13 protein-coding genes are annotated in these 14,299 nt (G+C 49.9%); 11 read left to right on the top strand and 2 right to left on the bottom strand.

Annotation, left to right across the window (positions count from 1 at the left end):
• Nucleotides 1-9 precede the first annotated feature (9 nt).
• From ACTHSL_RS08005 to ACTHSL_RS07985, 5 genes are all read left to right on the top strand, one after another.
• On the top strand, nt 10-477 hold the full coding sequence (locus ACTHSL_RS08005) for a prepilin-type N-terminal cleavage/methylation domain-containing protein (protein WP_440381002.1): 468 nt from the start codon (nt 10-12) through the stop codon (nt 475-477).
• A 99-nt stretch (nt 478-576) separates the two neighbouring features.
• The gene (gene hpnD, locus ACTHSL_RS08000) at nt 577-1,425 is read left to right on the top strand and encodes a presqualene diphosphate synthase HpnD (RefSeq protein ID WP_440381001.1); all 849 of its coding nucleotides are present in this window, start codon (nt 577-579) and stop codon (nt 1,423-1,425) included.
• Nucleotides 1,422-2,723, top strand: coding sequence for a hydroxysqualene dehydroxylase HpnE (gene hpnE, locus ACTHSL_RS07995; protein ID WP_440381000.1), 1,302 nt, complete (start codon nt 1,422-1,424; stop codon nt 2,721-2,723). Before hpnD ends, hpnE begins: the two co-directional genes overlap by 4 nt.
• A gap of 104 nt (nt 2,724-2,827) precedes the next feature.
• On the top strand, nt 2,828-3,580 hold the full coding sequence (gene surE / locus ACTHSL_RS07990; protein ID WP_440380999.1) for a 5'/3'-nucleotidase SurE: 753 nt from the start codon (nt 2,828-2,830) through the stop codon (nt 3,578-3,580).
• 124 nt (nt 3,581-3,704) lie between these two features.
• Nucleotides 3,705-4,682 carry a peptidoglycan DD-metalloendopeptidase family protein gene (locus ACTHSL_RS07985; RefSeq protein ID WP_440380998.1) on the top strand — a complete coding sequence of 326 codons (978 nt, stop codon included), beginning with the start codon at nt 3,705-3,707 and terminating at the stop codon, nt 4,680-4,682.
• Nucleotides 4,683-5,248: 566 nt separating this feature from the next.
• Here the strand turns inward: ACTHSL_RS07985 and ACTHSL_RS07980 are convergent.
• Nucleotides 5,249-6,121, bottom strand: coding sequence for an ATP-binding protein (locus ACTHSL_RS07980; protein ID WP_440380997.1), 873 nt, complete (start codon nt 6,119-6,121; stop codon nt 5,249-5,251).
• 100 nt (nt 6,122-6,221) lie between these two features.
• Here ACTHSL_RS07980 and ACTHSL_RS07975 point away from each other — a divergent pair, with 100 nt between their 5' ends.
• The 6 genes from ACTHSL_RS07975 to recR all read left to right on the top strand — a co-directional run bounded on the left by ACTHSL_RS07975 (nt 6,222) and on the right by recR (nt 12,964).
• Nucleotides 6,222-6,635 carry a hypothetical protein gene (locus ACTHSL_RS07975; protein ID WP_440381016.1) on the top strand — a complete coding sequence of 138 codons (414 nt, stop codon included), beginning with the start codon at nt 6,222-6,224 and terminating at the stop codon, nt 6,633-6,635.
• Nucleotides 6,636-6,921: 286 nt separating this feature from the next.
• Nucleotides 6,922-7,965: a galactose/glucose ABC transporter substrate-binding protein MglB gene (gene mglB, locus ACTHSL_RS07970; RefSeq protein WP_440380996.1), complete on the top strand. Its 1,044-nt coding sequence runs from the start codon at nt 6,922-6,924 to the stop codon at nt 7,963-7,965.
• 205 nt (nt 7,966-8,170) lie between these two features.
• Entirely contained in the window at nt 8,171-9,694 is a 1,524-nt protein-coding gene (gene mglA / locus ACTHSL_RS07965; protein ID WP_440380995.1) for a galactose/methyl galactoside ABC transporter ATP-binding protein MglA, read from the top strand.
• A gap of 65 nt (nt 9,695-9,759) precedes the next feature.
• Nucleotides 9,760-10,770 (top strand): galactose/methyl galactoside ABC transporter permease MglC, encoded by a 1,011-nt coding sequence (gene mglC / locus ACTHSL_RS07960; protein ID WP_074896796.1) that lies wholly within the window; start codon nt 9,760-9,762, stop codon nt 10,768-10,770.
• A 224-nt stretch (nt 10,771-10,994) separates the two neighbouring features.
• Nucleotides 10,995-12,245, top strand: a complete 1,251-nt coding sequence (gene glyA, locus ACTHSL_RS07955) for a serine hydroxymethyltransferase (RefSeq protein ID WP_440380994.1) — start codon at nt 10,995-10,997, stop codon at nt 12,243-12,245.
• A 113-nt stretch (nt 12,246-12,358) separates the two neighbouring features.
• Nucleotides 12,359-12,964: a recombination mediator RecR gene (gene recR / locus ACTHSL_RS07950; protein ID WP_283113655.1), complete on the top strand. Its 606-nt coding sequence runs from the start codon at nt 12,359-12,361 to the stop codon at nt 12,962-12,964.
• A 74-nt stretch (nt 12,965-13,038) separates the two neighbouring features.
• On the opposite strand, the gene hemB is transcribed toward recR, so the two are convergent.
• On the bottom strand, nt 13,039-14,040 hold the full coding sequence (gene hemB / locus ACTHSL_RS07945; protein ID WP_049249579.1) for a porphobilinogen synthase: 1,002 nt from the start codon (nt 14,038-14,040) through the stop codon (nt 13,039-13,041).
• Nucleotides 14,041-14,299: the final 259 nt, after the last annotated feature.

Below are 14,299 nucleotides of genomic sequence, written 5' to 3'. Positions count from 1 at the left end.
GAAAGCACCATGAAAGCTTCAAGTAGGCAGTTTGGTTTTACCTTGGTTGAAATGATGGTTACCGTTGCAATTATCGCGATACTGGCATCAATTGCTTTGCCTTCATACACAAAATATATCGAGAAGGGTGATCTTGTGAATGCAAGATCAAAGATGGCTAGTGTTGCAGATGTTATTAAAACAGAATTGGTTAAAAAACCATCTTATTTAAAGGGTAAAACTGAGGCAGAAATTACAGATATGATTGATGGCGATCTCAAATCAAAATATACTTTCACTACTGAATTTATTATGCGGGGGAAAAAAGATGAAGGTTATCCTGTTGGCATTAGGATTTATGCTGAACCTAAAAAATCGGGGTACAGCTATACTGCATGGGTAAGCAGTCAGGGCGCAAGTTATTCTTGTATGGATGGCACTCGTGACGAGAATATTGCAGCAGCAAAGGAATTTCAAACTTCTGCTCCGTGCAAATAAAGGTATTGAAAACAAACCCGCAAGTAGTATCGCGGGTTTGTTTCATTTTATAAATCACACTACAATCGCTCTTTTAGTTGGCACTTCTCAAAAACAAATATGCAGCCCCTTGATTATTGCCGTAACAAAGTTTCCGAAAGCGGTTCCAGCTTTGTTTCCGGTTTTCGTTTTTTACCGCAAAATAGGCAAAATGCGCTGATTGCCTTATATGCATTTTGCCGCGAACTGGACGATGTGGTGGACGATTGTGCCGATAAGCAAGTGGCGGCAATGGGTTTGCAATGGTGGCGGGGGGATTTGGCCAAGGTATTTTCAGACGGCCTACCGGAGCATCCGGTTAATCAGGCGTTAAAACATATTGTTATCGAATTTTCTCTGCCTCAAGCCGAGTTGGAGGAAATTATCGAGGGCATGCAGATGGATCTTCGGCAAGTAAGGTATGCCGATTTTGCCGAGCTGTCGGTTTATTGTTATCGGGTAGCCGGAGTGGTAGGCAGGTTGATTGCACGGATTTTGGGATTTGATAATGAGCAAACTTTACTGTATGCCGAAAAACAAGGTTTGGCTTTGCAGCTGACCAATATCATCCGGGATGTTGGTGAGGATGCGCGAATGGGCAGAATCTATCTCCCGCAGGATGAGCTGGAACGTTTTGGTATTGCAGAACAGGCGGTATTGCGCGCCGAATCCTCATCTGAATTTATCGAATTTATGAATTTTCAATACACGCGGGCGCAAAATCTTTATCGCGAAGCGCGTGATCTTTTACCTGATGAGGATTGCCGCAGGCAGAAAGCGGGCTTGATTATGGCGGCGATATATTATGCTTTATTGCAGGAAATCCGTAGAGACGGCTTGGGAAATGTGTTGCGTTACAAAATTGCCATCCCGGGGCCGAGAAAAAAACGGATTGCATTGAAAACTTGGTTATTTGGATTCAGACCATGAGCATGAAGCGGAAAATAGCGGTTATCGGTGCGGGTTGGAGCGGTTTGTCTGCTGCGGTTAATCTGGCCGGAAAAGCAGATGTAACAGTGTTCGAGGCCGGTAAAACGGCCGGGGGCAGGGCACGGGCGTTGGCGGCGGATAATGCGGGCTTCAGCTTTTTGGATAACGGCCAACATATTATGATGTACGCCTATCGTGGTGTCCGTCATCTGATGGATAAAATCGGGGCTGATTACCGGCATGATTGTGTCAGATTGCCGCTGCAATGGCATTTGGCCGACGGATTACAGTTTCAGACGGCCTCCCTGCCTGCGCCTCTGCATCTTTTATGGGGTGTGTTAGGGGCAAAAAACGTCCGTTGGTCGGATAAGGCCGCATTGTTGAAACAGATGCGGAATCTGCGCATATGGCATGGTAAAGATGTGTCCGTAGGCAAATGGCTGCGTTGCCAACAATGCCCGCAAAAATTATTGGCAGGATTTTGGCGGCCGCTGGTGTTGGGGGCATTGAATACGCCGATTGAGGATGCCAGCCTGCGTGTTTTACGGGCGGTCTTGCAAGACGGCGTATGGGCGGATAAACATGCTGCTGACTATCTGTTGCCGAAAACCGATTTGAATACTTTATTAGTCGAACCGGCAATCCGTTTTTTACGCCAACACGGGGTTCGTCTGTATTTCGAACGGCGCGTCGGCCGTTTGGCCTTGTTGCTGGGCGGACGTGTGGCTGTGGACGGCGAACCATTTGATGCAGTGGTGGCGGCGGTTGCTCCTTATCATATTTCTGCTTTAATGCCGTCTGAAACACCTGAGGATATTCAGACGGCTTTTGAAGGTATCCGGTACCATGCCATTACAACGGTTTACTTGCGCTATGCCGAAACAGTCCGTTTGCCTTCGGTCATGACCGGTTTGGCCGAGGGTACGGTACAGTGGTTTTTCCGACGCGGCTGCCTAGGTGCTTCCGACCGCGAAGTGGCGGCAGTCATTAGCGTATCCGAGCGTGTCGGACGCTTGTCGGCGGAAGAATGGATACGGCGTGCCGATGCGGATTTGCACCGCATTTGCCCTGAAATCGGCGCCCCGATTGCGGCAAAAGTCATTACGGAAAAACGGGCAACTGCCGCCTCCTGTGCAAACAGGCCGCTGCCCGATTGCCGGTGGTTGCAGCAAAACGGCATTTATCCGGCAGGCGATTACCTGCATCCGCGTTATCCAGCCACCTTGGAGGCCGCAGTGCAGAGCGGTTTGGCGGCTGCGGAATTGGTATTGTGCGAACATGGCTGTTCGGGGTATTGAATCGGCTTTTGTTCCATGATAACAGGCCGTCTGAAAACATTATTCGGGTTTCAGACGGCCTTCATATCAGCATCAAACAACAGATTTAAAAACGGAGAACAATAATGAACATCCTGATTTGCAACGACGACGGCTATCTTGCTCAAGGGATTGCCGTTTTGGCCAGAGTGGCGGCCGAGTTTGCCAATGTGCGCGTTGTGGCACCGGAGCGTAACCGCAGCGGGGTCAGTAACTCGCTGACTCTGGACAGGCCGTTGCAGCTCAGACAGGCGGAAAACGGCTTTTACTATGTCAGCGGTACTCCGACCGACTGCATCCATTTGGCGTTACATGCACTGCCCGAATTCAAGCCCGATTTGGTGTTGTCCGGCATCAACCACGGTGCGAATATGGGGGACGATACCCTGTATTCGGGCACGGTGGCGGCAGCAACCGAAGCCTATTTGCTCGGCTTTCCCGCCGTGGCCTTTTCCTTAAACGACCATACTGACCGCTATTGGCCGACTGCCGAGAAGGCGGCATGGCAGTTATTGGAAAAATTGACGGCGAATTCACCACAACAGCCGGTTTTGTGGAACGTCAATATCCCTGCCGTTGCCGCCGAAGATTTGCGCGGATACAGAATCACGCGGCTGGGGAGGCGTCATCACGAACAGAGTATTGTGCCGATGCACAACCCGCGGGGGGAAAAGGTTTATTGGATTGGTGCCGCCGGAGAAGCTGCGGACCGGGAAGATGGAACCGATTTTGCCGAATGTGCCGCCGGTTTTATTACCGTTACGCCGTTGCAGATTGATTTGACAGCCTATAATCTGCTCCATGAAACGGCGCGCTATTGGCAGCAGAGTGAAGGATAACGGGATTTTACAGTCTGACTGCCCGATATTCGGCCATACAGCAGGGTTTGGACTTGAGAAGGCGGCTTAGTTTTATTATGATAGCGTCCGCTTAACTTAAGAAACTCAAAAGGTAAGAAAAATTATGTTGAAAAAAACTGCGTTGAGAACCGGTTCCTTAGCAGCCGTTTTGATGTTGGGGGCTTGTTCGTGGCTTCAGCAGCCGGCCGCACCTGTAGTGGAAGGCACCAATACCGGCGTCGGCATGCAGAATACCGAAAGCAGCATCACAGGCGGCAATCCTTACGGTGCCGCACCTTATGAACCCAGCGCATCGGTTGGAAACATGGGCGGAAATGCCCCTGTTTATACACCGCCGCCGACAATTTCCTCACCTTCGGTTTCCGGAAACACCTATGTGCCCTCATATGCGCCGGTAGACATTAATGCCGCGACGCACAAAGTCGTGCGCGGCGATACCGTCTATAATATTTCCAAACGCTACAACATCACTCAGGATAATTTGCGTGCCTGGAACGGTTTGACCGATAACAATATCAGCATTGGCCAAACCCTGCGCGTGAAGCCGGCCGGTTATGTTGCCCCGGCATCTTCAACCGTCGTGCATAAGCCTGAGCCTGCACCAAGCCATCCGCCGGTCAGCGCACCTGTCAATACGCCGCCGGTGAGTGTCGTACAGCAGCCCGTGCCGACACCGCCCGTTTCTTCCGCCGGCTCGTCCGGAGGCGTGCGCACTGCAGCCGGTATTACTTGGCAGCGGCCTACAGCCGGCAACATTATCGCCCATTACAGCAACAGCAATAAGGGTGTCGATATTGCCGGAACAAGCGGACAGGCCGTTGTGTCTGCCGCAGACGGTAAAGTGGTGTATGCCGGCAACGGATTGCGCGGCTACGGCAACTTGGTTATCGTCCAGCATAATTCTACCTACCTGACCGCCTACGGCCATAACCAGGCTTTGTTGGTGAAAGAAGGGGAAGTAGTAAAACGCGGGCAAACCATTGCGCGGATGGGTAATACCGATACCGACCGCGTCAAGCTGCATTTCGAAGTACGACAAGATGGCAAGCCGGTCAATCCCATCAATTATGTTGCCTTCTAACACATAAAAAAGAACTTTAGGCCGTCTGAAAATACCTGCTGCGACAGTGGGTATTTTCAGACGGCCTTTTTATGGCGGATTTAGTGTAAATCGACATGATGCTTTGTTTTGCGGTATCTGCGGCTTTCCCGTTTGTCTGTTCTATCAAACTGCAACATATCCTCCTTTGGGCAGTTTTAGGTGGTTTTGCATGAGTTAAAGCCTGAAATTATCTAATTTCGGCCGGACTTTCCCTGACCGACAAGCCCTGATGGATGTGCCTCGATAAATCAAGATGAGCGGCTGTTTTCGTAGATGAAAAATCAAGGTGTTGGCATTTTTAATAGCACAATAGTACGCCCGATACGGGCATAAAAGCCGTGTATGCTTTTGGGCGGTTATTTGCACGCGCAGACAGTAAGGATAATTTCCTACTAAGCCGTTCGTGCGTTCCGAGAGGGGTAATTGGAGCCTGAAGGAAGTAAGCATCGAACGGCTTTTTGTATTGACTATATATCGAAACAACCCCTTGCCGTTTCATTTCTTGAGCTTTGCTCCAGCCTTTCCCGTAAACGCCGGCAACCTTATTAACCCAGATTCAAACAGCGGTCTTGGGGCAGCCGTCCTGCCCAGTCGCAGGCAAACTGCCAGGCAACGCGGCCCGAACGCCCGCCTCGCATTTGAGACCAATTCAATGCCGCCCGTTGTGCGGTATCATCAAAATCCACACCGTAATATTCCAACCAGTTTGCCACTGCCTGCAGGTAATCGTTTTGGTCAAACGGATAAAAACTCAGCCACAGCCCGAATCGGTCGGATAGGGAAATTTTTTCTTCCACCGCCTCTTTGGCATGCACTTCGCCGCGAACGCCGGTGTGTCCCGTATTTTCATCCATATATTCAGGCATCAGGTGGCGGCGGTTTGACGTGGCATACACCAAAACATTGGCACAGCGTTGGGACAGGCCGCCGTCCAAAGCGGTCTTTAACGCCTTGTAGCCGTCTTCGCCGTCTTCGAACGATAAATCGTCGCAAAAAACAATAAATTTTTCCGGGCGGGAAGCCAGTAGTTGCAACAGGGCGGGCAGAGTGGTCAGGTCGCTTTTGTCTACTTCGATCAGTCGCAGGCCGTTCGTGCCGTATTCATGCAGCAATGCTTTAACTAACGATGATTTGCCCGTGCCGCGCGATCCCGTCAGCAGGACATTGTTGGCGGGGCGGCCTGCCAGGAACTGTTCGGTGTTGCGGACCAGCTTGGCGGTTTGGCTGTCAACCGCTGCCAGGCGGGATAATGGGAAGGTATGCGGAGCGGGCAGGCTTTCCAAAATCCCTTTGTTGCCGGACTTTTGCCAGCGGAAGGCAGCGGCATTCCAGTCCGGTTCGCGGGTTTCGGGCGGCAGCCAGGCATCCAGGCGGTTCAGAACCAATTCGGCCTTGCGTAAAAAGGATTTCAGTTTCATGTTTCCATCTCACGAAATGACAAAAGCGGCATTTTACACTATATCCAAAACGGTCGATTTGCGGTATATTCGTAGCGATTGGTCTGCAAGGATTTTTATTATGTTCAAACGTCCGGAAGAATTGATTATGGCGGTGTTAGCCGCTTTATGGGTGGTGCTGACTTATTTTGCGGCTTCTTATTTTGGTGCGCCGGTGCATACCGCCTTGTTGATTTGCACGCTTACGCTGATTTGGGCGGCAGTTTTGTTTTTGTTATGGCAGCGTGATCGCATTCGCCTGATTTGGCCTTTGTTTCTCGGATTGCTGACTGCATGTTGGTGGCCGCTGTTGGATTGGTATGCCGTGAGTAAGTTTGTCGAGCCGGGGGCTGTTACCGATACAATTGTGATTAACAAGCCGTGGTTTGCATCTTGGACTTTCAAGATTATTTTAGCTTTGGTGCCGACTGTTGCCGCTTATGCAATGAAATACAAACACTACCGCAATCATCGTCATGATGCGTTGATTGATTAGGTTGTTCCTCCTTAATAACAGGCCGTCTGAAAAGATTTTTCAGACGGCCTTATTGGCGAAAAAAAGGTACATTTTTTATTTTTATACGGGAGTTTTAGTAAAAAGATGATAAATTGTTGTTGGAAGGTGTCAGAAATTATCAGAAAATCCGTATGGGTAATTTACAAATCGGGCATTTTAATTCAAACTCCCGCCTGTTTTGCCAAAAGGCACCATAGACGCGGAAGGGCTGATTTTTCAGACGGCCTACCGCACCGCAGCAATAAAAAATACGGAGACAGTTTTTATGAATTTCCCAAAAACATTAACCGCCGCAGCATTGGCTGCAGTATTGGGTTTGACCGCCTGTAACGGCGGCAGCCAAAACGCATCCCAAGCTGAGGGCGGAAAGCCTGCCGGCGATGCGCCTAAAATCGGTGTAACCATCTATAAATATGACGACAACTTCATGTCGCTGATGCGTAAATCATTGGAAGGCGAAGCGGCTGCGGCGAAAAATGCCGAATTGTTGATGAACGATTCGCAGAACAACCAATCCACGCAAAACGACCAAGTGGATGTAATGCTCGCCAAAGGTGCAAAAGTTTTGGCCATCAACCTAGTCGATCCTGCCGCAGGCAGCACGATTATCGAGAAGGCAAAAGCCGCCGGCGTTCCGGTCATTTTCTTCAATAAAGACCCAGGCGAAGCCGCACTGAAAAGCTACGATAAGGCTTATTTTGTCGGCACCAATCCTCAGGAGTCAGGCGAAATCCAGGCATCTTTGATTGGCAAAATGTGGAAAGAGCACCCGGAATGGGACTTGAACAAAGACGGCGTGGTTGATTTTGTTCTGCTGAAAGGTGAGCCGGGCCACCCTGATGCCGAAGCGCGTACCAAATATGTGGTTGAAAAATTGAACGCCGACGGCATCAAAACCAAACAACTGCAGTTGGACACCGGCATGTGGGACGCAGCCAAAGCCAAAGACATCATGCAGGCATGGTTGTCCGGTACTTCGGGTAAAGACATCGAAGTGGTTATTTCCAATAACGACGGTATGGCGATGGGTGCTGTAGAAGCCATGAAGGCACAAGGTAAAGTCCTGCCGACCTTCGGTGTAGACGCACTGCCTGAAGCCCTGCAAATGATTAAGGCCGATACGCTGGCCGGTTCGGTATTGAACGACGGCGAAACACAGGCTAAAGCGGTATACGCTCTGGCAGTAGACTTGGCCGCAGGTAAAGATCCGGCCGCTTCCTCCGCCTACAAACTGGATGCAAACAGAAATATCCGCGTACCTTATGTGGGCGTGGACAAAACCAATCTGGATCAGTTTCTGAAACAATAATTTCAGACGGCCTGATTGGATGCCCGGCCGGATTGAATATAATCCGGCCGGCTTCGCTATTTATATTTTTTATTTTCAGACAGAGTCTTCCATATTGCGCCCCAACCGGAAAACGGCGGGTGCCGTATCACGGCAAGGCCGTCTGAAAATCTGTGGCACACTGTTTTCAGGAAGCCATTTTGTTGACAATCATGAGGAACAAACCATGACGGCTAAGGATTCGACGGCGGAACAAGACCATTCCGTGCTGCTGACCATGACCGACGTGCATAAAGCCTTTCCCGGCGTGAAAGCCTTGGACGGCGTGAATTTGCAGGTAAGGGCGCATTCTGTGCACGCGCTGATGGGGGAAAACGGAGCGGGCAAATCCACCCTGCTCAAATGCCTGTTCGGCATTTATGCCAAAGATTCGGGCAGTATCCGTTTTCTCGGCCGCGAAGTGGATTTTTCCAATGCGAAAGAAGCTTTGGAAAACGGTATTTCGATGGTGCATCAGGAATTGAACCTGGTGAAGCAGCGTTCGGTCATGGACAATCTGTGGTTGGGACGGTATCCGACCAAAGGCTTGTTCGTCGATCAGAAAAAAATGTATGCCGATACCAAAGCGATTTTTGATGAATTGGACATCAACATCGATCCGCGCGAAAAAGTTGCAAAATTGACCGTGTCGGAAATGCAGATGATTGAAATTGCAAAAGCTTTTTCCTATAACGCTAAAATCGTCATTATGGATGAGCCGACATCCTCCTTGTCGGAAAAGGAAGTCGGCCACCTGTTTACCATTATCGAAAAGCTGAAGCAGCGCGGTTGCGGCATTATTTATATTTCGCACAAAATGGAGGAAATCTTCAAAATTTGTGACGAAATCACTATATTGCGCGACGGAAAATGGATAGATACCGTGGCGGTGAAAGAGACCACCATGGACGAGTTGGTGGCAAAAATGGTCGGCCGCAGCCTTACCCAGCGTTTCCCGGAAAAAAACAATACGCCCGGGGAAGTCGTGTTGCAGGTAAAAAACCTGACGGCGAAAAACCAGCCGTCCATCCGCGATGTCAGCTTTGAATTGCGAAAAGGCGAAGTATTGGGTATCGGCGGATTGGTTGGTGCGAAACGTACCGATATTGTCGAAACCCTGTTCGGCATCCGCGAGCGTGGGGCAGGCGAAGTGTTGCTGCACGGAAAAGAGGTGCAGAACAAATCGCCGGTGGAGGCGATTAAAAACGGTTTCGCCCTGGTAACGGAAGAACGCCGCAGCACCGGTATTTTTGGCGGATTGGATATCAGCTTCAACTCGCTGATTTCCAATATGAAGAGCTATCAAAAAGGCGGCTTGCTGAGCAATAAAAGCATGAAGAGCGACACCCAGTGGGTTATCGATTCCATGCGTGTGAAAACGCCCAGCCAGAAAACCCGTATCGGCTCGTTATCGGGCGGTAACCAGCAGAAGGTGATTTTAGGCCGCTGGCTTTTAACCAAACCCGAAATCCTGATGTTGGACGAACCGACACGCGGTATCGACATCGGTGCGAAATTTGAGATTTACCAGTTAATCGGCGAGCTGGCCGCGCAAGGTAAGGCGGTCATCATTATTTCTTCCGAAATGCCTGAGCTTTTGGGGGTTACCGACCGCATATTAGTGATGAGTGCGGGCAAGGTGGCCGGTATTGTCGAAACGGCGAAAACCAATCAGGAAGAAATCCTGCAATTGTCGGCTAAATATTTATAAGGCCGTCTGAAAACTTCAAAGCCATTACGCTGAATGCAAACAAATTGATTATTTAAAGGAATTTTATGAGTGCCGTCAAACAGAACAAAGCCTTGGACTTTATGAAGGACTACGCGCTGTATTTCGTGCTGCTGTTGTTGCTGGTGGTGATTATCTCGAAAGATGCCAGCTTTTTAAGCCTGACCAATTTCAGTAACGTTTTAACCCAATCTTCGGTCCGCATCATCATTGCGCTGGGCGTGGCCGGCCTGATCGTTACTCAAGGCACAGACTTGTCGGTGGGCCGCCAAGTCGGATTGGCAGCAGTGATTTCTGCCACATTGCTGCAGGCAGTAGACAATGTGAATAAAGTCTTCCCCGATTTGGGTGTTGTGCCGATTCCGATGGTTATTTTGCTGGTGTGCGCCATCGGTGCGCTCATCGGGCTGGTGAACGGCGTTATTGTTACCGTCATGAACGTTACCCCGTTCATCGCCACGCTCGGCACAATGCTGATTATCTACGGTGTGAACTCTCTGTATTACGACTACGTCGGTTCCGCACCCATTGCCGGTTTCGACGGCGCATATTCCGCCTTCACTCAAGGTTTCTTCGATATCGGCGGATTCCGCCTCTCCTACATCACTATTTATGCCATTGTTGCGATTGCATTGATGTGGGTGATTTGGAACAAAACCCGTTTCGGTAAAAACCTATTTGCCATCGGCGGCAATCCGGAAGCCGCCCGTGTTTCCGGCGTAAACGTTACTTTAAACCTGATTGGCATCTACACCCTGTCCGGCGTGTTTTACGCTTTCGGCGGCCTGCTGGAGGCGGGACGCATCGGTTCGGCCACCAACAATCTGGGTTTTATGTATGAAATGGACGCGATTGCAGCCTGTGTGATCGGCGGCGTGTCGTTCAGCGGCGGTGTCGGTACGGTATTCGGCGTGGTTATCGGCGTGGTTATCTTTACCCTGATTAACTACGGCTTGAGCTATATCGGTGTAAACCCTTATTGGCAATACATCATCAAAGGTTCGATTATCGTTTTGGCCGTGGCCATCGATTCGTTGAAACACGCGAAGAAAAAATAAAAGGTTTGCCTGTCTATTAAGAGGCCGTCTGAAAACCATCTTTCGTTTCCATCGTCGGAACAAGGGTTTTCAGACGGCCTTCATTATAGGCGGCGGTGAAATCCCGATACATATTAACGTCGGCTCTGTTACAATGACCGCCCGTCCTGCCTGGAAAGAGGCCGTCTGAAAACGGCAGCTGGCAGACACACACTTCCGCATATCTTTAGTCCAAAGGAAATCCCATGTTCTCAAAAAGCGTAACCATTGCAAAATACGACCCCGAGCTTGCCGCTGCGATTGCTGCAGAAGTCGAACGTCAGCAAGACCATATCGAATTGATTGCTTCTGAAAACTACGTCAGCTATGCCGTAATGGAGGCACAGGGTAGCCAATTGACCAACAAATATGCCGAAGGTTATCCGAACAAACGTTACTACGGCGGTTGCGAACATGTGGATGTCGCCGAACAGTTGGCGATTGACCGCTGCAAAAAACTCTTCGGCGCGGAATATGTGAACGTGCAGCCACATTCAGGTAGCCAAGCCAACCAAGCGGTTTACGCCAGCGTGCTGAAACCGGGCGACACCATTTTGGGCATGAGCCTCGCGCACGGTGGCCACCTGACCCACGGTGCAAGCGTGAATATTTCAGGCAAACTTTATCACGCCGTAGCTTACGGTTTGGATGAAAACGAAGTGTTGGATTATGCCGAAGTAGAACGCTTGGCATTGGAACACAAGCCCAAAATGATTGTGGCGGGGGCATCGGCCTACGCATTGCAAATCGACTGGGCGAAATTCCGCGAAATCGCCGATAAAGTCGGCGCGTACCTGTTTGTCGATATGGCACACTATGCCGGCTTGATTGCGGGCGGCGAATATCCCAACCCCATGCCGTTTGCCGATTTTGTAACCACCACCACCCACAAAACCCTGCGCGGCCCGCGCGGCGGTGTGATTATGTGCCGCGACAACACGCACGAGAAAGCCCTCAATTCCGCCATTTTCCCCAGCCTGCAAGGCGGTCCGCTGATGCACGTGATTGCGGCCAAAGCCGTTGCATTCAAAGAAGCATTGCAGCCGGAGTTTAAAGAATACGCCAAACGGGTCAAAATCAACGCGGCGGCGATGGCGGAAGAGTTGGTCAAACGCGGCCTGCGCATCATCTCCGGCCGCACCGAAAGCCACGTATTCCTGGTGGATTTGCGCGCCAAAAACATTACCGGCAAGGCGGCAGAAGAAGCCTTGGGCAAAGCGCACATCACCATTAACAAAAACGCCATCCCGAATGATCCGGAAAAACCGTTCGTTACCAGCGGCATCCGCGTCGGCGCGGCAGCCATCACCACGCGCGGGTTCAGCGAAGCCGACGCGCGCGAATTGGCCAATTTGGTGGCCGATGTTTTGGACAACCCGAATGACGAAGCCAATCTGAGCAGTGTGGCCGCTGCCGCTCAGGCTCTGTGCGCTAAAAATCCGGTATACGGCGCATAAGTGAAAGCATATGGCACCCGGATAAACCATCCTTTGCTGCCATTGAGGCCGTCTGAAAATCTTTATGGCGTTTCAGACGGCCTTTACCGTTCAATTCTTCCTCTAACGATACTATGTCCAAACCGCAAGATGCATTTTCCAGATTGATACATGCGCTGAAAATCCTGCCCAATGTCGGCCCGAAATCGGCCCAGCGTATGGCCTACCAACTTCTCCAATACAACCGTGAAGGCGCGGAAGAACTGGTCGAGGCTTTGCAGCATGCACTAAAGCAAGTGCGGCATTGCACGCTTTGCAATACTTTGTGCGAGAATGAATTATGCGAAATCTGCGCCAATCCGGATCGGGACGGCAAGCGGCTGATGATAGTTCATATGCCCGCCGATGTTGCCGGAATGGAAGCGGCGCATTGTCATGACGGCTTATATTTTGTCCTGATGGGGCATATCAGCCCGCTGCAAGATATGGACTTGGGCCATATTGCGTTGGAGCAATTGGTTGTAAGGCTGCAAAACAGCGAAATCGAGGAAATCATTATCGCCACAAATTTCACCGCCGAAGGCGATGCCACTGCTTACATTTTGGCCGAACTGTTGAAAAACCTGCCTTATAAAGTCAGTCGTTTGGCGCGCGGTATGCCGCTGGGGGCGGAACTGGAATATATCGATGCGGGAACACTGGCTCAAGCAGTATATGACCGTAAGCAGTTAAAAGAGTAATTTATCAGTTGAACATACTGAGGCCGTCTGAAAAGTTTCAGACGGCCTCAGCTCATTCTTCAAAGTGGTCGGTATTATTTTTTCAAAAGTTTGGCGGCTTCCAATGCATAATAGGTCAAAATACCGTCCGCCCCGGCTCGTTTGAATGCCAGCAGGCTCTCCAAAATTACCTGATTGCCGTCCAGCCAGCCATTTTGTATCGCTGCCTGCAACATGGCATATTCTCCCGAAACTTGATAAGCATAAGTCGGCACGCCGAAAGTCTCTTTTACTCTGCGTACAACATCCAGATAGGGCAGGCCGGGTTTTACCATAACCATATCCGCTCCCTCCTGAATGTCCAAAGCAACTTCCTGTAAAGCCTCGTCCGTATTGGCGGGGTCCATCTGATAGGTTTTTTTGTCCGCTTTGCCTAGATTGCCCGAACTGCCGACCGCATCACGAAATGGACCGTAAAAAGCCGATGCATATTTTGCGGAATATGCCATGATCCGGGTATGTATATGTCCCGCGTCTTCCAAGGCTTCACGGATTGCACCGATACGTCCGTCCATCATGTCGGAAGGGGCCACTACCTGAGCCCCGGCATCGGCATGACACAATGCTTGCCGAATCAAGACCTCGATAGTCTCGTCATTCATAACATAGCCGTTGCCGTCAGTCAGTCCGTCTTGACCATGTATCGTGTAAGGATCCAATGCAACATCAGTCATAATACCCAATTCGGGGAAACGTGTACGCAATTCGCGTACCACAGTTGGTACCAAACCTTCGGGGTTATAAGCTTCTTCTGCAAATTCGGTCTTATTTTCCGTTATCACCGGGAAAAGTGCCAACATAGGAATACCGTAATTGAGAGCGTCCTCGGCTGTATAGAGTAATTTATCCAAACTTTGCCGTTTAACTCCGGGCATCGATGCAATATTTTCTTCCTGATTGCATCCTTCCAGAACAAAAACAGGATAAATTAAATCATCGGCAGACAGTGTATTTTCGCGCATCAAGCGACGGGAAAAATCATCTTTCCGCATACGCCGCATGCGTGTTAAAGGGAGAATACGGTGGGGTAGGTTCATAATTGACAACAACCTTTCAATAATAATGGTATAAATTTAATCGAGTAAGAATTGTACGCCGAAGTCAAAATAAAAGCATACAAGTAAGTGGGAAATAAGTATTCCTTAGACCAACCCCTATGTGGGTTTAAATTTAATTTTTTTAAAAAACAAAAATATAATAAAAAATCTTCTATTTTCTACAATATTTGTTTGACAGTATTTTCGGATGTGCGTATAGTTCGGTTCTTCGCTGCTTCGGCAGCGTATTTTGACGGTT

Source organism: Neisseria sp. P0008.S010 (assembly GCF_051962715.1).
Lineage (GTDB): Bacteria > Pseudomonadota > Gammaproteobacteria > Burkholderiales > Neisseriaceae > Neisseria > Neisseria elongata.
Note: the sequence above shows the minus strand (reverse complement) of the source record. Positions and strands in the feature narration are given on the sequence as shown.